We start from the raw sequence: 17,159 nt of genomic DNA on the forward strand, positions 1-17,159 counted from the left end.
ATAGACAGTTGTTGACCACTGGAAACAGTTGCAAACAATAATAGAAATGATTCTCATTATAAATTTTGCATAAAAGTGCCGCAATTGATCTTTGGGCAGACGCGCGTTTTCCCGCTGCCTATATGCAGGCAGCGGCAGCGCTACAGAGGGGGAATCAGAAGTTTACAGCTGTGGTCAGTGAACAACAGCACGTGCTCAGGCGCTGATATCGTCAAGGAAACGATGCATCACATAGGCATCGACATAGCCCAGCTCGCTATGCAGGTAAGCCTTGGGTACGATGCCAACGATGGTGAAGCCCAGTTTCTTCCACAAGGCGATGGCTGCTTCATTGCTGCTGACGACGAAGTTGAATTGCATGGCGCTGAAGCCGGCAGCTTTGGCGGTTTGCAGGCAATGCTGCCCCATCAGCTTGCCTGCGCCCTTGCCGCTGCAATCCGGATCAACCATGAAGGAAGCATTCGCGACGTGCGAACCGAGATCACGCTGATTGGCGATCAGTTTGTACATACCAACGATACGTCCGTCGTCTTCTGCAACATATGAAGTCACGCCAGGCGCAAACCAGTATGCGTATGCATCTTCATAACTGGTATCTGCAGCGAAGACATAACTCACACCCGGCGCTACGACCTTTTGAAAAATAGGCCACATGGCACCGAAATCTGCTGCTATCGCACGACGAATAATCATGACAAAGAAATTGCTGGCCCGAAAGCCAGAATTTTAACCTGCCTGTACTGCTGGTGCCGGAGACGGGCGATGCAGCAAACGCGCTCTTTGCAGCAGATGGACGTCTGCTTCATCTTCGTAGTTGGCGCTTTCTACACGTGGCGGCTTGCGGACCTCAAGCGCCGCATGTATTTTGCGTGGCGATTTGCCGACTATCTCGCTGCGCGCAATGAAGCCTTGTGCAGTGAAATTGTGTTCCAGGAAGATTTCGATGAAATCACGTGCCGCTTCCGGCTGCCTGGCTGCCAGCGGAATCGTTACTGCATGCGAGATGGCGGAAGCTTGCACGATGTTTTTTCCATCGCCAGTCAGGTCATGCTTTGCTGAGGAATAATGCGCATTGAATGCCGGATTAGAAAGGTCCATCGTGTCTGGCAAGGATGCGTACGATATCTTTTTTGCGATGCACTCCGTGCGGTAAGCGAATGCATAGTCAGTCACTTCCGTGTCGGCTGCCACTACTTTGCGGCCAGGATGGTTCAACAAGGTGCGCGACATGCCGGGCGCTACGCTATCCGCTAACATGCATGCCATCAAGGCGGCATAACCTACCGAGTGTGCATTTGGTTCGAAGTGGGCGATCGATGCTTTCGGATCGCTCAGTTTTTCACGCCAGTTTTTCGCATTCAGGATTTTTCCCGGTGCATAGGCCAGCACCATGCTGTTACCGGCAAAGACGTAATATCCGTCGGTATGCTCCGGCATCATCGCAGCGGCCACGCCGCTGTCTGCCAGAATAGCCAGATCGTATACATCGCCGGTTTTCAGTTGTTGCAGACTATCTTTTGCACCTGCGATGCTGACTACTGCCTGTATTTCCGGGTGGCTTGCGTTGAAACGCTTCACTGCCTGACCTACCTGCGCCGAGAAACAAGCATCGGCAAGAATACGAAGTTCTTTCATGTTGTTCATTCTTTAAGCTATCAATTTTCGGTGGTAACGAAACATGCATTTAAGCCCGCACTTTCGATATGCACGGAAGGATATAGCGTTGATCGTCACTACGCAAGAAATTGATGCGCAAAAACGAAGAAATATGAGAATGAGCATCGCTTGATAACTTCTGCTTATCAAGCGATTACATACAGTAATGAAGTATGGGTATTTACACAGGCGACAGGCAATAAAAAAGCACCCGATACGGGTGCTTTGTAGCCATGTATATATAGCGAGCTTTAGCTGGCAGCGGCTGCCCTGGCCCGTGCCTGATGCAGTTTCCGGTAACTATCCATCAGGCGATGGTGTCTATCCAGCCCGTCCAGTTGCATATTGGTAGGTGTCAATCCATAGAAGCGCACGCTGCCATCGACCGAGCCCAGCACCGCATCCATGCGCGCATTGCCAAACATGCGACGGAAGTTAGTCTCGTAGTCTTCCAACTCCAGATCATCATCCAGCACGACTTCCAGCACCACATTCAACGCCTGATAGAACAAGCCGCGCTCTACTGTGTTGTCGTTGTATTGCAGGAATGCGCCAACCAGATCATGCGCGTCTTCGAATTTCTTCAACGCGAGATTGATCAGCAGTTTCAATTCGAGCACGGTCAGCTGACCCCAGTCTGTGTTCTCGTCAAACTCGACGCCGATCAGGGTGGCGATATCCGAGTATTCATCCAGCTCATTGTTTTCCAGGCGATCCAGTAATGCTGCCAGCTTCTTCTTGTCGAGTGTATGCAGGTTCAGGATGTCAGCGCGGAACAGCAGCGATTTGTTGGTGTTATCCCAGATCAAATCTTCTACCGGGTAAACCTCGGAGTAACCAGGCACCAGGATGCGGCATGCAGTCGCGCCCAGCTGGTCGTATACGGCTGTATAAACCTCCTTACCCATGCCCTCGAGTATGCCGAACAGCATCGCTGCTTCTTCCGCATTTGAGTTCTCGCCCTGCCCTGAGAAATCCCATTCGACGAATTCATAGTCAGCCTTGGCGCTGAAGAAGCGCCACGACACCACGCCGCTGGAATCAATGAAGTGTTCAACGAAGTTGTATGGCTCGGTCACGGCATTGCTGGCGAAGGTAGGACGCGGCAAGTCGTTCAAACCTTCAAAGCTGCGCCCCTGCATCAATTCCGTCAGGCTGCGCTCCAGCGCGACTTCCAGGCTAGGATGTGCACCGAAGGAAGCGAACACGCCACCGGTGCGCGGATTCATCAGGGTCACGCACATGACCGGATAAGTACCGCCCAGCGATGCATCTTTCACCAGTACCGGAAAGCCCTGCTCTTCCAGACCTTTAATCCCGGCCACGATGCCAGGATATTTCGCCAGCACTTCTTGCGGCACATCCGGCAAGGCAATTTCGCCTTCGAGGATTTCGCGTTTGACCGCGCGCTCAAAGATTTCAGATAAACATTGCACCTGCGCTTCAACCAGCGTGTTGCCTGCACTCATGCCATTGCTGGCGTACAGGTTTTCCACCAGGTTAGATGGGAAGTACACGGTTTCACCATCCGATTGCCGCACAAATGGCAAGGAACAGATGCCGCGCTCCACATTGCCGGAGTTGGTATCGATCAGATGTGAGCCGCGCAGCTCGCCATCAGGATCGTATACCTCACGGCAGTATTCATCGAGGATGTCGACAGGCAGCGCATCTTTGCGGCCAGGTTTGAACCAGCGCTCGTTCGGGTAATGGACGAACTCCGCATTCGCAAACTCTTCACCCCAGTAGGTACCAGCATAGAAATGGTTGTTGCTCAGGCGCTCGATGTACTCGCCAAGCGCCGAAGCCAGCGCACTTTCCTTGGTCGCGCCTTTGCCATTGGTGAAGCACATGGGCGAATGCGCATCGCGGATATGCAGCGACCAGACATTCGGCACGATGTTGCGCCATGACGCAATTTCTATCTTGATGCCCAGTCCGGCCAGCAAGCTCGACATATTCGCGATAGTTTGCTCCAGCGGCAAATCCTTGCCCGCTATATAAGTGTGTGCATCCGCAGTTGGTGCCAGGGTCAGCAGTGCCTGTGCATCAGCGTCCAGGTTGTCGACTTCTTCAATCACGAAATCCGGGCCGGCCTGCACGACTTTCTTCACTGTGCAGCGCTCGATCGAACGCAAGATGCCGCGCCTGTCTACATCCGGCAGGTCGGCTGGCAGTTCAACCTGGATCTTGAAGATTTGTTTGTAGCGATCTTCCGGGTCAACGATATTGTTTTGCGACAGGCGGATGTTTTCGGTCGGGATGTTGCGCGTATTGCAGTACAGCTTCACGAAATAAGCCGCACACAAGGCTGACGACGCAAGGAAGTAATCGAATGGGCCAGGCGCGGAACCGTCGCCTTTGTAACGTATAGGCTGATCGGCGATCACCGTGAAATCATCGAACTTGGCTTCCAGGCGAAGCTTGTCGAGAAAGTTGACCTTAATTTCCATGGGGGAATTCCAAAAATGATGCTTGATTTGAAGCGCTAGGCGCGCTGGCGGCGACACTTTAACACGAGCAGTCATACCAGACAGCTAGGCATGTCCTGCCGGCCTCATGCAAATCCGACATTGCACAGAATGACTATCCCGTTGAAAATTGCCATTCTTTAAAGATAGATAGCACGAATGAATATCGAAAATATAAGATCGCAGCTCGAAGAAAAGCAGGTCGCGATCTACTTTGCGGCAGTAGTGATCGCCGCCATTACCGCATTGCTGATACCTGGCACCACCGCGGCCGAGAGTGCGATTAATCCTGCGCTGGCATTCATGCTGTTTGTCACCTTCCTGCAAGTGCCGCTGGTCAAACTGGGCCAGGCCCTTAAACAATTGCGCTTTATGGCTGCACTGCTAATCGCCAACTTTATTGTTATTCCTCTACTGGTTTTCGCGCTGGTGGGATTCTTTCTTGAAGATACTATGCTGCGCCTGGGCGTGATGCTGGTCTTGCTGGCTCCGTGCATAGATTACGTCGTCACCTTCGCGCACCTCGGCCGTGCCGATGCCAGACTCTTGCTCGCAGCCACACCGATACTGCTCATCGCGCAGATGCTGATGCTGCCGCTCTACCTGCGCCTGATGCTGGGCGCAGAAGTCGCCAACTATATAGAAGTGGCTCCCTTCATCCATGCCTTTACCTGGCTGATCGCAGTACCGCTGTTCCTGGCCGCGATCATGCAGTTGTTCGCCAAACGCAGTGCGACCGGCACCAGCATCAGCAACTACCTCGGCCTGGCTCCGGTTCCGGCCACTGCACTGGTACTCATCATCGTCATCATCTCGGTGCTACCGCAACTGGGTACGGCACTGACATCGGTACAACAAGTGCTGCCGCTGTATGTCGCTTATGCGGTACTGGCTCCGCTTTGCGGCTGGTGGATCGCCCGCAAGGCCAGGCTGGAAGCAGCATCCTCCCGCGCGATAGCCTTTAGCTCGGCGACACGCAATTCACTGGTGATACTGCCGCTTGCACTGGCCATTCCCGGTGCGATACCAGTCCTGCCGGCCATCATCGTGGCGCAAACGCTAGTGGAATTAATCAGTGAACTCGTTTATGTCCGTGTCATCGCCAGATGGGGACAAAAATAAAACTGACGCTATAAAACCTGCTCAATTACCACTCCAATTTCCCGCTTCGGGGGCAAATCTGCCATGACCGTTTACAATGTCGTATCTGAGCGTAGAAATGAAAGCAGGAAATGCCGTTTGTCGTCACCGAAGCATGTATTCAATGTAAATACACCGATTGTGTGGTCGTTTGCCCGATGGACTGCTTTTTTGAAGGTCCCAACTTCCTGGCCATCAATCCGGATGAATGCATAGATTGCTCGGTGTGCGTACCGGAATGCCCGGTGAATGCCATCATAGGGGCGACTGAGGTGTCACCGGAACAGCAGCATTTCGTCGCCCTGAATCGTGAACTGTCGCAGCATCCGGACTGGAAGCGCATCAGCAAGCAAAAGGAACCTATGCCCGAGCATGACAAATGGGCGCAGGTCAAAGACAAGTTGCCCTTGCTGCTGATTGATGACAAGATCACATGAAGTAACAGCCGTCCTGATAAACCAATTACCGCCTTGCTTCGCATCGCGGTCCACATGAGTAAAGAATACGAGCCAGGAATATGAGCCAGCCTTCCCCATCCAGCACTGATCCCGCCTTGACCGTCAACGCGCTGCGCGCCAGTTGCTCCACCTGCAGCATGCATCAGTTGTGCCTGCCGATGGGACTGGGTGAAAACGATATGGACAGGCTGGACAAGATCATCGGTCGCCGCCGCAAGGTGGCGCGTGATGATTATCTGTACCGGATGGGCGATGCCTTTACCAATCTGTATGCGGTACGCGTCGGGCATTTCAAAACCTGTCAGATCAATGCCGGCGGCGAACAGCAAATTACCGGTTTCCAGATGACAGGTGAATTGCTCGGCATGGATGCGATCAGCACCGATCGCCACCACTGCAATGCAGTCGCACTCGAAGATAGCGAAGTCTGCGAAATTCCATTCCCGCGCCTGGAAGAATTGTTCAGCACCATGCCGACGCTGCTGCGTCATTTCCACCGCATGATGAGCCAGGAAATCACGCGTGAACAAAGCGTCATGCTCTTGCTGGGCAATATGCGCGCCGAGCAGCGCTTCGCTGCTTTCCTGGTCAACCTCGCCTCGCGTTACACCACACGTGGCTACTCATCGACCAACTTCCAGTTGCGCATGTCGCGTGAAGACATAGGCAACTACCTCGGCCTCACCATAGAAAGCATCAGCCGCCTGCTCTCCAAGTTCAAGAAACAGGGACTGCTGAAAGTCAACAACCGTGAAATCGAATTGCTCGACCTCACGCTGTTGAAGGCGATGGCAGCCGGCACCGAAACCTGCAGCTAAACCGGCAGGTACGCGAACAGCTTCCCCCTGCTCAAAACTTCACCAGTAAATTGGCTTTGACTGAATGCTGCTTCGCATCCAGGCCAAGCTGGCCTTGATAGGCAAAGGTGAGCGTGCTCGATGACGACAAACGCAAGTCAAGACTGGTTTCGACCAGCGCGCTATTTTTGACGATAGGCACGCCTGCCACCGTGAAAACATTACCCGCCGAAAACGCCTGCGTCGATAATGGTGCGCTATCGCCAAACGCATGACGCCAGCCCAACGCGCCGCGCACGGTCGCGCTTTTACCACCCAAGGCGAGCTGATTGGCAGCACGCAAACCAACGGTGGTGAAACTCGCACTGGTGTTCTGGCTCTCGGCATCCAATGCCGCCGCCCCCAAAGTCGCAAAGAAATATAAAGGTCGTGACCAGGATAGATACGCAGACTTTACATTCATGATTTTTTAAAAGACCAAAGGACTGCCCCGCACATTTATTGCTAAACGTACGGAACCGGACACCGACCAGGCGGCATCTCTTGTTTGCTAGGCTTGAATTAAAATATGCAGTTCTGGATCAACACTATCCAGTGTTGAAGACCGACCTAAGCAACTACTCATCGTTGTTCGTCAGGCGAACCAGTCGGCTAATGCATCCTGATTTCTGAATGATGCGGGGATATATACGGCAAGGGGTTGGTGCTAAGCATAGGGTAAAGCAAGAGCCTGGATGAAAGCCCATTGTGCGCAATCCCATACGGCAATGATTGCACTATCGTTCTAACTTGCACGATCATCCAATTATTTTTTCATGTGCATTGCGCACGGCTCGACGTATCTATTCCATACATTTATTGCGCAGAATATTGCTGCGACAGGGCCTCACGTCGATAGTGTCCGGGTGATACGCCGACATAACGCTTGAAGAAACGCGTCAGGTGTGACTGATCGGAATAGCCACAGGCAAACGCAATGTCCAGCAACGTGAACTGAGGATCACACATCAGCTCCTTGGCTTTTTCTATGCGCAAAAATTGCAGATACTGATTCGGCGTCATGTTTGCCGTCATCGTGAAGCGTTCGAAGAAGCTGGTGCGTCCCATTCCTATCAGCGCCGCCAGTCCGGCGACCTGCATACGGCCATTCAGATGCGCTGCAAGATAAGCACACACCTTATCCATTTGCGCATTGGACAGGGGCACGCGCTTGTGCACTGGAACAGCAGTGGCACAGACGTACTGCGCAGAGACAGTCATCTTTTCCTGAGACTCAATTTGTTCACTGACAAAGAAATTCATATACAAACCTCACCATAATTTGCACACCAAAAATCGCGTGTTGAATGTGTTCCAGACTCCTTAGAACAATCATTCGTTTTTTGATATGGGAGTACTGTAATGGAGAGAAGGCCCGCAATTTCATCGCGCCCCGAGCTTCAAGAACAATCCTATCCGCATCGCTTTTATGCGATTACGCACGCAGACTCAGGTAAAAAAACAATTCTCCCGCGACCTCTTCGCAGCTATCAAGAGAGCCGATGCATCGGAAATTGCTGGTGGTGTTCGCAGAGTAGCGATACAGGAATGAATAGTAGAAAACGACCAGAAGCAAAAGGTCGTCGGCCGCCGTTACTTCATGAGCGGACAAAAGTCAGCTGCGTAAGACCGGCTTGCACGGGAAAGATCAATTAGCGCCGCCAGTTATGAGAGTTTTCTGTGACGGTCATAGCTATACATCGCCAGGCTACCGGTCGGCCGGCACATCAACATCCGTCAGCTCGCGCTGCCTGGATGCAGAGCAAGTATGGCGGCGCTATGGATCTCGGAACGCTGGGTAGAGTCTTTGTCTATCTCATAGTTTCTCATCGGCGTCGACGGCGAAGTTTTCCTGTGTCGGCCACAACCACACGCCGCCCAGGCGCCAATCGCGCTGCTTGTTCTCAACCAGTATCTGCCAGCGTCCGGCTTCCAGATCTGGCAAGCTGATTTCGAACCGTCCGGCGGCATCGGTCTTCGCGTAGAGCACGATGTCTTTCTCCGGCAAGGTGGCGTGGATCAGGCGTAACTGGATTTCACCTGCTTGCTGGCGCGCATCGCTGGAAACATTACCGACCAGCTTCTGTTTGTCGGTGTCGTAGTAAACCTTGAAATGCATGCCCAGGTTGCTGGCGACACGGTCGCGACGCAGATCCTGGTTAATCGCCTTACCTTGCTTGTAGTAGTCGTCTACCACCAGCGCATCCTGTTGCTTGACCGCTATCCATATCGTGAAGATACCGGCGATGACGACTATGAACGGCCCCAGCATCAGTAGCCACGGCCAGCGATGCTTGTACCATGGCGCTTCTTCAGGCAGGCGGTTTAGAACTGGTGATGTCGTTGCCATGATGTTCTCCTTGTTATTGCTATCAGCGTGGTACAAAAAAGACCGCCTTTTCGGTGACGCGCAGGCTCTCATCATCCACGGCCTGCAGGCTGAAGCTAATGTCATTCGAGCCCGGCGCACCCTGCCCTGCTTCTGCCTGCACCCGGACCGGTACAGCGCGTGTTTCGGTACCGTCCAGCTGGACTTCGTCCGAGTTGACCAACTTCAATGTGTCTATGCCATCGACAGTGATTTTGTATAAATGGGCTGTTTCCGAGGTGTTCATGATTTGCAGCCGGTAGACGTTTTCTATCATGCCGTCCTCGACCTCGCGCCCCAATGCACCACGATCACGAATGACGTCCAGCTTCAATGGCGTACGCATGGTCAGCGCGGTGAAGAAGGCGATGACTATCATGCTCAGGATCGCGCCATAGATCAGCACGCGTGGCCGCAATGCGCGTCGCTTGATTTCCTTGACTGACAGATTGTTCGCCAACGCGTTGTCGGTTGTATAGCGTATGAGCCCACGTGCATCTCCGGTTTTGTCCATCACCGAATTACAGGCGTCGACGCAGGCGGCACAGCCTATGCATTCGTATTGCAAACCATCGCGGATGTCGATGCCGACCGGACACACTTGCACGCACATCGAGCAATCTATGCAGGAGCCGAACTGCTTGCCCTGCGCCTCGCTGTGTTTATTCGGCATGCCGCGCGGCTCGCCACGCTTGCGGTCGTAACTGATGATGAGCGAATCCTTGTCAAACATCGAGCTTTGGAAGCGCGCGTACGGGCACATGTATTTACAGACCTGTTCGCGCAACCAGCCGGCATTGCCGTAGGTGGCGAATGAGTAGAACAGTACCCAAAAGGTTTGCCACGGCCCCAGCGTCATCGCGGTAACTTGCAGCGCCAGTTCGCGTATCGGCGTGAAGTAGCCGACAAAGGTGAAGCCGGTCCAGAGTGCCACGCTGCCCCAGGCCAGATGCTTGGCGGTTTTCTTCGCGTACTTGCTGAGCGAGGCTGGCTGCTTGTCCAGGCGGATGCGCGCGCTACGCTTGCCTTCTATGACGCGCTCTATCCACAGGAAGATTTCGGTGTAGACCGTTTGCGGACAGGTGAAGCCGCACCAGACCCGTCCTGCGATCGCCGTTGCAAGGAATAGCAAGTAGGCGCAGATGATGAGCAAAGCGGCCAGGTAGATGAAATCCTGCGGCCACAAGACGATGCCAAAGATGTAGAACTTGCGCGCCGCCAGGTCAAACAGCAAAGCCTGCCGACCGTTCCAGCTCAGCCACGGCAAACCGTAGAAAGCCAGCTGCGTCAGCCACACGCATAGCCAGCGTATGCTGGCGTAACGTCCCTTGATCTCGCGCGGGTAAATCTCTTCCCGCGCCGCATACATCTTGATGACGGAGATTTCAGGCTTGCTGTTGTCCATACTCATTGCTTAGCAGCTGCTTCTTTCTTTTCAGCGTTCGACAGGCTCCAGACATAAGCGGCCAGCACCTGTATTTTGGCGTCACCGAGGAAGTCTTCAAACGGCGGCATATTGTTGTCGCGCCCTTTGCGTATGGTTTCCATGATGGTGTTCACACCGCCGCCATACAGCCAGACCTTGTCGCTCAGGTTGGGTGCGCCCAGCGCCTGGTTACCCTTGCCGTCCGCACCATGGCAGGCAGCACAGGCAGCCATGAATTTAGGCTTGCCGAATACCACCTTGATCGGATCCGCAGTACTGCCGGACAGGCTGAGCACATAGTGCGCGACGTTTTCCACATCCTTGTCCGAACCGAGCGCGGCAGCCATCGGTGGCATTACGCCATGCCGTCCGTGCAGGATGGTGGTCTTGATGGTTTCCGGCTCGCCGCCATACAACCAGTCCCTGTCGGTCAGGTTCGGGAAGCCCTTGTTGCCGCGTGCGTCCGAACCGTGGCATTGCGCGCAGTAATTGAGAAACAAACGTTCACCGATGGCCTGTGCCTGCGGATCAGCCGCTACTTCCTTCAAGTCCTGCTGCTGATATTTGGCAAACAGCGGGCCGTATTCAGCATCGGCTTTCTTCAATTCGGTTTCGTAAGCACCTGTCGACTTCCAGCCGAGCTTGCCTGCGTAGCTACCCAGTCCCGGGAACAGCACCAGATATGCCAGGCCGAAGGCGATGGTCAGGTAAAACAGCCACATCCACCAGCGCGGCATCGGTGTATTCAGCTCAGTCAGGTTTTCATCCCAGACATGGCCGGTGGTTTCCGCCGCACGTCCGGTTTCTTTATCAAGCTTGACCTTCACTTTCGATTGCGACCACAGCAGGATGCCGCAGCCGAAGATGCCGAGCAGTGTCAGGATGCTGATGTAGAGATCCCAGAACCCGTTGGTGAAATCAGCCATGCTTGTTCTCCTGCTGCTCCATATCTTCTTCATCGGCAAACGGTGCCCGCGCCGCGACGGCGAAGTCGGTGTCACGATGCAGGACGAAGGTCCAGGCCAGGATGCCGAGGAAGGTCAGGAAACTCACTACGGTAACGATGCTGCTGGCATCTATGCTGATATGGTCTAGTGTCATGATTAGCGTCTCGCTTTGATCAAAGTGCCCAATCCCTGCAGGTATGCGACCAGCGCGTCCTGCTCCGTCTTGCCTTCCAGCTCGGCTGGTGCGGCTTTGATTTCTTCATCCGTGTACGGCACGCCGAGACGTTGCAAGGCGCGCATGCGCGGCATGATTTCGTTCGGTACCAGTTTGGTTTTTGCCAGCCACGGATAACCCGGCATATTCGATTCCGGCACCAGGTCACGCGGCCTATCCAGATGCGCGCGATGCCATTCATCGTTGTAACGACCACCTACCCGCGCCAGGTCGGGACCGGTACGCTTCGAGCCCCACTGGAACGGATGGTCATAGACAAACTCACCGGCCACCGAGTAATGGCCATAGCGCTCGGTCTCGGCGCGGAACGGACGTATCATTTGCGAGTGACAGTTGTAGCAACCTTCGCGGGTGTACACATCGCGTCCGGCCAGGCGCAGCGGCGAATACGGTTTCAGTCCGGCCACTGGTTCGGTGGTCGATTTCTGGAAGAACAGCGGCACGATCTCTACCGCACCACCGACGCTGACCACCAGTGTCACCAGCGCGATCAGCAGCCACGGATTTTTTTCTATCCACTCATGGGAAAATTTCATACTTGCTCCTTGCAACTATTCGATATGCGATGTTCAGGCGTGAGCCGTGACGACCGGGATGCGGGCAGCTACTGCTTCGCCGTCACGCATGGTCATGAAGGTGTTGTAAGCCATCAGCAACATGCCACCCAGGTACAGCGCGCCACCGGTAAAGCGGATCACGTAGTACGGATAAGTCGCTTTCACGCTTTCCACAAAGGTGTAGGTCAAGGTGCCGTCCGGATTCACCGCACGCCACATCAGGCCCTGCATCACACCGGCGATCCACATCGAGGCGATGTACAGCACGATGCCGATGGTCGCGACCCAGAAGTGCAACTCGATCAGGTTGGTACTCCACATTTGCTTCTTGCCCGAAAGGCGTGGAATCAGGTAGTAGATCGAGCCCATGGTGATGAAGCCGACCCAGCCGAGCGCACCAGCGTGCACGTGGCCGATGGTCCAGTCGGTGTAATGCGACAAGGCATTCACGGTTTTGATCGACATCATCGGACCTTCGAAGGTAGCGATACCGTAGAAGGACAAAGAAACGATGAGGAATTTGAGGATAGGATCCGAGCGCAATTTATGCCATGCGCCAGACAGGGTCATCATGCCGTTGATCATGCCGCCCCACGACGGTGCCAGCAGGATCAGCGAGAACACCATACCGATGGACTGGGTCCAGTCCGGCAATGCGGTGTAGTGCAAGTGATGCGGACCTGCCCACATATAGGTGAAGATCAGCGCCCAGAAGTGGACGATGGACAGACGATACGAATACACCGGACGCTCTGCCTGCTTCGGAATGAAGTAGTACACCATGCCGAGATAACCGGCGGTGAGGATGAAGCCCACCGCGTTATGGCCGTACCACCACTGGATCATTGCATCCTGTACCCCGGCATAGGCCGAGTAAGACTTGCCCAATGACGCAGGACTCACCGCACCGTTGACGATGTGTAGCAAGGCGACCGCGATGATGTATGCGCCGAAGAACCAGTTGGCGACGTAGATATGCTGCACCTTGCGCTTGATCAGGGTGCCGAAGAACACCACTGCATACGCCACCCAGACGATGGTGATCAGGATGGCGATAGGCCATTCCAGCTCAGCGTATTCCTTGCCGCGGGTCCAGCCCATAGGCAGCGTAATCACCGCGAGCACCAGCACCAGTTGCCAGCCCCAGAATGTGAAAGCCGCCAGCTTGTCCGAAAACAGTCGTACCTGGCAGGTACGCTGCACCACGTAATACGAAGTGGCAAACAGGCCACAGATACCGAAAGCGAAGATTACGCCATTCGTATGCAAAGGACGTAATCGTCCATAACTCAACCACGCAATATCGAAATTCAGCGCTGGCCATGCCAGTTGCGCCGCGATGAAGACGCCGACCAGCATGCCGATCACGCCCCACACAACTGTCGCGATCGCGAACTGCTTGACGACCTTGTAGTTGTAATTAAGTGCTGTATCCACTGACCACTCCCCTTAGAGCTCACTATGATGATCAGAGAGTAAGTGCGAGTGCGTGTTGGCGTTTTGATTTGCATCAAACGGAAGTGAAACAGCAGGCGTGGCGCGGCTTTTATCCGACATGCGCTTGTATCAGCAATGCTGATAGCAAGTGTCGTTTAATCAAAGCAAATATGATTATGGAATCAGCCTGCAGTGCTGTCGTCGTCCTGCAGTATGCGTTCGGCCGGTCCCTGCAGATCTTCAAACTGCCCGCCATCGGACGCCTTGAAGAAAAGCCAGATCGCGAAGAAAACCAGGCCAGTACTGAGCGGTATCAAAAGATAAAGCGCTTCCATCTGCCCTCCTACACGCGCAGCGGACGCGCCAGGCGTGCCGGTTCAGGTTTGAATCTGAGTCGTGATACGCGACGCAGGCGCAAGGCATTCAGTACCACCAGCGCCGAACTCAGCGACATGCCTACGCCGGACATCCACGGATTGATCCAGCCTATCGCAGCAGCCGGGATCGCAATCAGGTTATAGGCCGTGGCCCAGCCCAGATTCTGCCGGATCACGCGCATGGTACGCGCTGCCAGCTCGGCGGTATCAGCTATAGCCGACAACCTTGGCGACAGCAGGACGGTATCCGCATGTGTTTGCGCCAGCTCGGCACCGCTGCCCATCGCGAATGACACATCGGCCGCACGCAGCACGGCTGCATCATTGATGCCGTCGCCTACCATCGCCACCATAGCGCCCTGCTGTTGCAACTGCTGAACGTAGGCCAGCTTTTGCTCCGGCAGGCAGCCGCCATGCGCTACACGTATGCCTAACCGGTCCGCCACATACTGCGCGACCGCTTGCTGATCGCCGCTCAGCAGGATGACTTGCTTGCCCAGTTTCTGGAAGTGCTGTACCACTTGCTGTGCATCGCTGCGGATAGCATCGGCCAGATCGAAACGTGCCAGCCAGGTGCCGCTGCAACCCAGGTACACAGGCGTCATTCCGGCTGGCACCTGGTCTTGTATGGATGAGCCGGTCAGTTCTGCGACATAGGCCGCATTGCCGAGACGATACGGGATGCCATCAACCAGTCCTTCCAAGCCCTGCCCTGCTTGCGTGACAACTTCATCTGCGATCACTTCCGGCAGCAAGGTAAGGTCAGCCGCCGCAACGATGGCCTGCGCCAGTGGATGTGCGCTATTCGCCTCCAGGGCAGCTGCAAATTGCAGGCAGGCGGCACTTTCCATTTCATCGAAAGTAAGCACTTTTTGCAAAGCTGGCTTACCGACTGTCAGCGTGCCGGTTTTATCGAACACGATATGTGTAGTGCGATGCAGGACTTCGAGTACATGCGGCTGCACGAGGAGTACGCCTTGCCGCACCAGCCGGTCGGTCGCCGCCGCCAGCGCGGTCGGTGTTGCCAGCGACAAGGCGCAAGGACATGACACCACCAGCACCGCAATCGCGATCGGCCATGCGCGTGCCGGATCATGCCATTGCCAGAATGCGAATACTGCGATGGCAAACAATAGCAGGGCCGCCACGAACCAGCTCGCCACACTATCTGCCCATAGTGCAATACGTGGCTTGCCATTGCCTGCGCGCTCTATGAGTTTGAGCAAGGAAGCCAGTGTACTGTCAGCTGCCAGCTTGCTGACACGCAGCACGATCACTTGCGCAATATTGATCGCACCGCCTGGCACCTGATCGCCCTGACCTTTGCGCATCGCAGCGCTCTCACCTGTCAGCAAGGACATATCCAACGAACTTTCACCAGCCACGATTTCACCATCGGCCGGTATCGCCTCACCCGGCTTGACCAGGATATAATCGCCTTCGCGCAACTGTGCCGCGGCCACCACATCCACCTGGTGGTTGCCGGGATAAGCAGGCATGCGCGCTGCCGATGCGGGTAAGGCATGCTGCAGTTTTTCCACTGCACCTGCTGCCTTGCGTCGTGCCACCAGTTCCAGATAGCGGCTGCATAGCAGGAGGAAGATGAACATGGTCACCGAATCGAAATACACTTCACCGCTGCCACGCCACACCGCCAACACACTGGCACCGAAAGCGGCGGCTATGCCCAGTGCAACCGGCACATCCATGCCCAGCGTGCGCTGGCGCAGATAACCATACGCGCCACGGAAGAATGGCAAGGCTGAATAGCAGACCGCAGGTATCGTCAGCAGCAAGCTGGCCCAGCGCATCAAACCCGCCATATCCGCATCCAGCGTGCCGTCGTCGGCGATGTAAGCCGGTACCGCATACATCATGACTTGCATCATCGACAAACCGGCGACAAATAATTGGCGGAACAGGGTTTTACCGGCACGACGCAATTGAGCTTCATGCCGCTCGGCATCGTAGGGATAGGCGGCGTAACCGATATCGCGCACAGCCTGCAGCACTGTGCTGGGCTTGCAGCTGCTTTTACTCCAGCGCACATACAGACGTTCAGTCGCCACGTTCAGATTGACGGCCAGCACACCGGGTACACGTGCCAGTCGTCGCTCTATCAGCCAGACGCAGGCAGCACAGCGTATGCCTTCCACCGTGAGCGTTGCTTCGGCACTTTCCGCATCCAGATCGAATTGCTGCTGCGCATCCGGCAAGTCATAGAGCAGCAATTCAGGCGGTAACAATGTTTGCCTGTCTACTGTAGAAGCGAAGGCCGAACGCGTGCGGTAGTAATCTTCCAGTCCCATGTCGACGATGGCTTGCGCCGCCGCCTCACAGCCAGGACAACACATCGCGCGTGCGACCCCGCCTATCTGTACCTTCCACGCACCCGCCGCCGGTAACGGCAAGCCACAGTGGTAGCAGTCGTAAACTTGAGCAAGCATGTCCATCAATGCCCTCCGATCTGTGGCGTCAGGCACAGGATATCCAGCCAGCCATTGGCGACCATGCCACTAGCGCGCAGCAAACCCAGCACGCCGAAAGCCAGCACGATCAGTCCGCAAGCGATGCGCACACTGCGCTGCTGCGCCAGTACACACAAGCGACTGCCCAGCATGCCGAGGCCAAGCAGCGCAGGCAAAGTACCAAGGCCAAAAGCCAGCATCACGCTGGCACCCGATAAAGCTGAACCGGAAAACATCGCCGTCAGCAACACGCTATACACCATGCCGCACGGCAGCCAGCCCCAGATGCCACCAAGGGCAAATGCTTTGCCCATGCTATCCATCGGCAATAAGGGTTGTATCAACGGACGCAAACGCGACCACAGTATCTGCCCCCATGCTTCCAGCCGGGTCAGGCCATGCCACGCATCCATCAGGTACAAACCCAGTGCCACCAGCATCAGGTTGGCCAGCCAGTAGCCAGCCACCTGTATGGCTGAAATATTGATCAGGCTGTGTACACCACCGGCCAGCCCGCCGACGATAGCACCGGCGACGGCATAGCTGCCTATGCGCCCGGCGTTATAAGCAAGTACGTGCGTCGCAGCTGTTAATGCCTGATAACGCACGGTAGGGATAGTGACGACCACAGCCGGAAATGGACGAGTGGGTCGCGGCTTCGCGGGCCCTGTCGCAGCCGAGAACGCACTCACGATGCCACCGCACATGCCTATGCAATGCAGGCTGCCGAGCAGGCCTAACATGAAGATGGGTATGAGTGCGACAGCTGTCATTGATCGGTCT

At 55.2% G+C, this 17,159-nt stretch carries 17 protein-coding genes; 3 read left to right on the forward strand and 14 right to left on the reverse strand.

Going from position 1 to position 17,159, the window contains the following annotated elements:
- Window positions 1-195 precede the first annotated feature (195 nt).
- The 3 genes from H7U06_RS10100 to H7U06_RS10110 form a co-directional block, all read right to left on the reverse strand.
- The gene (locus H7U06_RS10100) at window positions 196-693 is read right to left on the reverse strand and encodes a GNAT family N-acetyltransferase (RefSeq protein WP_175625986.1); all 498 of its coding nucleotides are present in this window, start codon (window positions 691-693) and stop codon (window positions 196-198) included.
- A gap of 33 nt (window positions 694-726) precedes the next feature.
- Window positions 727-1,635, reverse strand: a complete 909-nt coding sequence (locus H7U06_RS10105) for a substrate-binding domain-containing protein (RefSeq protein ID WP_175625987.1) — start codon at window positions 1,633-1,635, stop codon at window positions 727-729.
- A 272-nt stretch (window positions 1,636-1,907) separates the two neighbouring features.
- Complete coding sequence (locus H7U06_RS10110) at window positions 1,908-4,109, reverse strand: OsmC domain/YcaO domain-containing protein (RefSeq protein ID WP_175625988.1); 2,202 nt, start codon at window positions 4,107-4,109, stop codon at window positions 1,908-1,910.
- 183 nt (window positions 4,110-4,292) lie between these two features.
- On the opposite strand from H7U06_RS10110, the gene H7U06_RS10115 reads away from it, so the two are divergent.
- The 3 genes from H7U06_RS10115 to fnr all read left to right on the forward strand — a co-directional run bounded on the left by H7U06_RS10115 (window position 4,293) and on the right by fnr (window position 6,543).
- Window positions 4,293-5,249, forward strand: coding sequence for an arsenic resistance protein (locus tag H7U06_RS10115; protein ID WP_217703460.1), 957 nt, complete (start codon window positions 4,293-4,295; stop codon window positions 5,247-5,249).
- A 110-nt stretch (window positions 5,250-5,359) separates the two neighbouring features.
- Window positions 5,360-5,704 carry a ferredoxin FdxA gene (fdxA, locus tag H7U06_RS10120; RefSeq protein WP_175625990.1) on the forward strand — a complete coding sequence of 115 codons (345 nt, stop codon included), beginning with the start codon at window positions 5,360-5,362 and terminating at the stop codon, window positions 5,702-5,704.
- 80 nt (window positions 5,705-5,784) lie between these two features.
- Window positions 5,785-6,543 carry a fumarate/nitrate reduction transcriptional regulator Fnr gene (fnr, locus tag H7U06_RS10125; RefSeq protein ID WP_175625991.1) on the forward strand — a complete coding sequence of 253 codons (759 nt, stop codon included), beginning with the start codon at window positions 5,785-5,787 and terminating at the stop codon, window positions 6,541-6,543.
- Between the two features lie 31 nt (window positions 6,544-6,574).
- On the opposite strand, the gene H7U06_RS10130 is transcribed toward fnr, so the two are convergent.
- The 11 genes from H7U06_RS10130 to H7U06_RS10180 all read right to left on the reverse strand — a co-directional run bounded on the left by H7U06_RS10130 (window position 6,575) and on the right by H7U06_RS10180 (window position 17,149).
- Window positions 6,575-6,985, reverse strand: a complete 411-nt coding sequence (locus H7U06_RS10130) for an autotransporter domain-containing protein (protein ID WP_175625992.1) — start codon at window positions 6,983-6,985, stop codon at window positions 6,575-6,577.
- Window positions 6,986-7,377: 392 nt separating this feature from the next.
- Window positions 7,378-7,782: an AraC family transcriptional regulator gene (locus H7U06_RS10135; protein WP_230089568.1), complete on the reverse strand. Its 405-nt coding sequence runs from the start codon at window positions 7,780-7,782 to the stop codon at window positions 7,378-7,380.
- A 595-nt stretch (window positions 7,783-8,377) separates the two neighbouring features.
- Entirely contained in the window at window positions 8,378-8,911 is a 534-nt protein-coding gene (locus H7U06_RS10140; RefSeq protein WP_175625994.1) for a FixH family protein, read from the reverse strand.
- 22 nt (window positions 8,912-8,933) lie between these two features.
- Window positions 8,934-10,334 (reverse strand): cytochrome c oxidase accessory protein CcoG, encoded by a 1,401-nt coding sequence (gene ccoG, locus H7U06_RS10145; protein WP_175625995.1) that lies wholly within the window; start codon window positions 10,332-10,334, stop codon window positions 8,934-8,936.
- A 2-nt stretch (window positions 10,335-10,336) separates the two neighbouring features.
- The gene (gene ccoP / locus H7U06_RS10150) at window positions 10,337-11,281 is read right to left on the reverse strand and encodes a cytochrome-c oxidase, cbb3-type subunit III (protein ID WP_175625996.1); all 945 of its coding nucleotides are present in this window, start codon (window positions 11,279-11,281) and stop codon (window positions 10,337-10,339) included.
- Window positions 11,274-11,456, reverse strand: coding sequence for a cbb3-type cytochrome c oxidase subunit 3 (locus H7U06_RS10155; protein ID WP_175625997.1), 183 nt, complete (start codon window positions 11,454-11,456; stop codon window positions 11,274-11,276). The genes ccoP and H7U06_RS10155 overlap by 8 nt, the downstream gene beginning before the upstream one ends.
- 2 nt (window positions 11,457-11,458) lie before the next feature.
- Complete coding sequence (ccoO, locus tag H7U06_RS10160; RefSeq protein ID WP_175625998.1) at window positions 11,459-12,073, reverse strand: cytochrome-c oxidase, cbb3-type subunit II; 615 nt, start codon at window positions 12,071-12,073, stop codon at window positions 11,459-11,461.
- A 33-nt stretch (window positions 12,074-12,106) separates the two neighbouring features.
- Window positions 12,107-13,531 (reverse strand): cytochrome-c oxidase, cbb3-type subunit I, encoded by a 1,425-nt coding sequence (ccoN, locus tag H7U06_RS10165; RefSeq protein WP_175625999.1) that lies wholly within the window; start codon window positions 13,529-13,531, stop codon window positions 12,107-12,109.
- A 182-nt stretch (window positions 13,532-13,713) separates the two neighbouring features.
- Window positions 13,714-13,866 carry a cbb3-type cytochrome oxidase assembly protein CcoS gene (ccoS, locus tag H7U06_RS10170; protein ID WP_124574024.1) on the reverse strand — a complete coding sequence of 51 codons (153 nt, stop codon included), beginning with the start codon at window positions 13,864-13,866 and terminating at the stop codon, window positions 13,714-13,716.
- A gap of 8 nt (window positions 13,867-13,874) precedes the next feature.
- Window positions 13,875-16,355, reverse strand: a complete 2,481-nt coding sequence (locus H7U06_RS10175) for a heavy metal translocating P-type ATPase (RefSeq protein ID WP_370458615.1) — start codon at window positions 16,353-16,355, stop codon at window positions 13,875-13,877.
- A 5-nt stretch (window positions 16,356-16,360) separates the two neighbouring features.
- Window positions 16,361-17,149, reverse strand: a complete 789-nt coding sequence (locus H7U06_RS10180; RefSeq protein WP_175626001.1) for a sulfite exporter TauE/SafE family protein — start codon at window positions 17,147-17,149, stop codon at window positions 16,361-16,363.
- Between the last annotated feature and the right edge of the window lie 10 nt (window positions 17,150-17,159).

The sequence above is a fragment of the Herminiimonas sp. Marseille-P9896 genome (assembly GCF_903993245.1).
Taxonomy (GTDB): domain Bacteria; phylum Pseudomonadota; class Gammaproteobacteria; order Burkholderiales; family Burkholderiaceae_D; genus Oxalicibacterium; species Oxalicibacterium contaminans.

Coding starts and splice junctions, on each gene's coding strand:
- H7U06_RS10100 (WP_175625986.1), bottom strand. CDS start 693: ATGATTATTCGTCGTGCGATAGCAGCAGATTTCGGTGCCATGTGGCCT.
- H7U06_RS10105 (WP_175625987.1), bottom strand. CDS start 1,635: ATGAAAGAACTTCGTATTCTTGCCGATGCTTGTTTCTCGGCGCAGGTA.
- H7U06_RS10110 (WP_175625988.1), bottom strand. CDS start 4,109: ATGGAAATTAAGGTCAACTTTCTCGACAAGCTTCGCCTGGAAGCCAAG.
- fdxA (WP_175625990.1), top strand. CDS start 5,360: ATGCCGTTTGTCGTCACCGAAGCATGTATTCAATGTAAATACACCGAT.
- fnr (WP_175625991.1), top strand. CDS start 5,785: ATGAGCCAGCCTTCCCCATCCAGCACTGATCCCGCCTTGACCGTCAAC.
- H7U06_RS10130 (WP_175625992.1), bottom strand. CDS start 6,985: ATGAATGTAAAGTCTGCGTATCTATCCTGGTCACGACCTTTATATTTC.
- H7U06_RS10135 (WP_230089568.1), bottom strand. CDS start 7,782: ATGACTGTCTCTGCGCAGTACGTCTGTGCCACTGCTGTTCCAGTGCAC.
- H7U06_RS10140 (WP_175625994.1), bottom strand. CDS start 8,911: ATGGCAACGACATCACCAGTTCTAAACCGCCTGCCTGAAGAAGCGCCA.
- ccoG (WP_175625995.1), bottom strand. CDS start 10,334: ATGGACAACAGCAAGCCTGAAATCTCCGTCATCAAGATGTATGCGGCG.
- ccoP (WP_175625996.1), bottom strand. CDS start 11,281: ATGGCTGATTTCACCAACGGGTTCTGGGATCTCTACATCAGCATCCTG.
- H7U06_RS10155 (WP_175625997.1), bottom strand. CDS start 11,456: ATGACACTAGACCATATCAGCATAGATGCCAGCAGCATCGTTACCGTA.
- ccoO (WP_175625998.1), bottom strand. CDS start 12,073: ATGAAATTTTCCCATGAGTGGATAGAAAAAAATCCGTGGCTGCTGATC.
- ccoS (WP_124574024.1), bottom strand. CDS start 13,866: ATGGAAGCGCTTTATCTTTTGATACCGCTCAGTACTGGCCTGGTTTTC.
- H7U06_RS10175 (WP_370458615.1), bottom strand. CDS start 16,355: ATGCTTGCTCAAGTTTACGACTGCTACCACTGTGGCTTGCCGTTACCG.
- H7U06_RS10180 (WP_175626001.1), bottom strand. CDS start 17,149: ATGACAGCTGTCGCACTCATACCCATCTTCATGTTAGGCCTGCTCGGC.